The sequence below is a fragment of the Methanosalsum natronophilum genome, assembly GCF_024808815.1.
Lineage (GTDB): Archaea > Halobacteriota > Methanosarcinia > Methanosarcinales > Methanosarcinaceae > Methanosalsum > Methanosalsum natronophilum.
Genome location: NZ_JANUCS010000037.1, coordinates 1 through 1,868 on the forward strand (window position 1 = coordinate 1; position 1,868 = coordinate 1,868).

The window sequence follows — 1,868 nt, forward strand, 5'->3', positions numbered from 1 at the left end:
TTCATGTCCTGTACCTTCCTTTTGAGGTTTTTCATCGAACTCTAATAAGGTACAGGACTAATTATAATTTTACAGCAATTTAGTGACGCTATCGTGATTCTGGCTAGAATAAAATCAGAGGAAAAATTAATCGGCCCATTTATTTTTCTTCAGCAATTTAGGGATTGTATCTTTCCTCTTTTACAGCCATTATAATATTTCTCATATTTTTTACTTCTTTTTTTACATCATCACTGGAAAGCACAGCAGAAATAGATACAATACTATCAGCACCTGCCTTAATCACACTTTCACAGTTATCCACATTTATACCACCAATAGCTACAACTGGTATTTTTATTTCTTGTTTAACACCACTTATTCTTTCTAGGCCAATACCAGAACCCGAATCCATCTTTGTAGACGTATTAAATATAGGGCTCAGCCCCACATAGTCAGCACCTTGAAGTTCTGCTTCACGAGCTTGCGCAGCGTTATGCACTGTAAGCCCAATTATTTTATCAGTACCCAAAAGATTTCTTGCTATAGCTAGGTCCATATCATCTTGACCTAAATGTACTCCATCCGCATCTACTCCAAGAGCCACATCTACTCGGTCATTAATCACAAAAATTGAGTTATTGGAGCAGAGCTCTTTTATTCTGAAAGCTTCCTGCAGCATATCCTTTGTACACTTGTTCTTTTCCCGGTATTGAACTATTCTGCAACCTGCATCAATAGCTTCTTTTACATCAACAAAGATTCCTTTTTTGGATAATCTTGAATCCGTTATGAAATAAAAGTCTAAAAGTTCCAGATTTGTTTTTTTGTTAGTCATATTAACTCAATATCAGCTTTTTTTAAAATTCATTTTTGATGTAGCTTTTTCATCTGTAAGGTTATATATTTCATCATAAAAATACATCTTGAAACTTCCTGGGCCTGTAGATTTCTTTGCTGCAAGCTCCCCAGCAATCCCAAAATAACAGAGCGCATCCCGAGCGGCATCAGTAAAGTCAGTGTTGATTGCTGCAAAAGTACCTATCACAGAAGCTGCCATGCATCCTGTACCTACTATTGAGCCCATCAAATCATGCCCATTCTTCACAACATAAGTTGTTTTACCGTCACTGATAATATCTTCTTTGCCTGTCATTACAGCAACACATGACATGGAGCCAGCAAATTTCTTTGCAATTTTGACAGGATCTGAGTCAATTTCTGTAGCCTCAACACCTCTTGTTATGGCTTTTTCTCCTGCAAGTTTTGCAATTTCTGAATAGTTACCTTTTATAATATCAACACGGACAGTGTTGATTATTTTTGAACACATTAAATCACGAAATTCGGTAGCTCCCACACCTACAGAATCTAGTACAATGGGTATGCCTTTCTTATTTGCAGCATTTGCAGATATAATCATAGCGTCTATGAGTTCATTTGTAAGAGTACCTATGTTCAGAACAAGAGCTGAAGAAAATCTCGTCATATCAGCACATTCTTCGAACGCATGGGACATTACCGGAAGTGCACCAAAGGCCCTTGTTACATTTGCACAATCATATATCGTTACCCAATTGGTAATGTGGTGTACTAATGGTTTTTTATTCCTTATGTTTTGTAAGATACAATTCATAATTTTATTCCTACATATAGTAAATCTTAATACCAAAAATATTCAAATCATTGCAAAAACTAAAATATAATAATGAATTGAGTACAGGTATTTATAGATAAAATACCTTTTGAAACGTACAATTATTACATCTATACTACCTAATTCGCTAAGAGTAATAACCTAAGTTTGCCAGTCACAATTAATAAAAGTGTTCTTAGCTTTGTATTATTCGATGAAAAATCAACAAAAACTAAGAACAAACACAATTACG

2 protein-coding genes are annotated in these 1,868 nt (G+C 35.0%); both read right to left on the minus strand.

The annotated features are described in order from the left end of the window. Positions 1-157 precede the first annotated feature (157 nt). Complete coding sequence (thiE, locus tag J2T59_RS10145; RefSeq protein WP_259135825.1) at positions 158-817, minus strand: thiamine phosphate synthase; 660 nt, start codon at positions 815-817, stop codon at positions 158-160. 12 nt (positions 818-829) lie between these two features. After that, complete coding sequence (thiM, locus tag J2T59_RS10150; protein ID WP_259135826.1) at positions 830-1,615, minus strand: hydroxyethylthiazole kinase; 786 nt, start codon at positions 1,613-1,615, stop codon at positions 830-832. Positions 1,616-1,868: the final 253 nt, after the last annotated feature.

Coding starts and splice junctions, on each gene's coding strand:
- thiE (WP_259135825.1), bottom strand. CDS start 817: ATGACTAACAAAAAAACAAATCTGGAACTTTTAGACTTTTATTTCATA.
- thiM (WP_259135826.1), bottom strand. CDS start 1,615: ATGAATTGTATCTTACAAAACATAAGGAATAAAAAACCATTAGTACAC.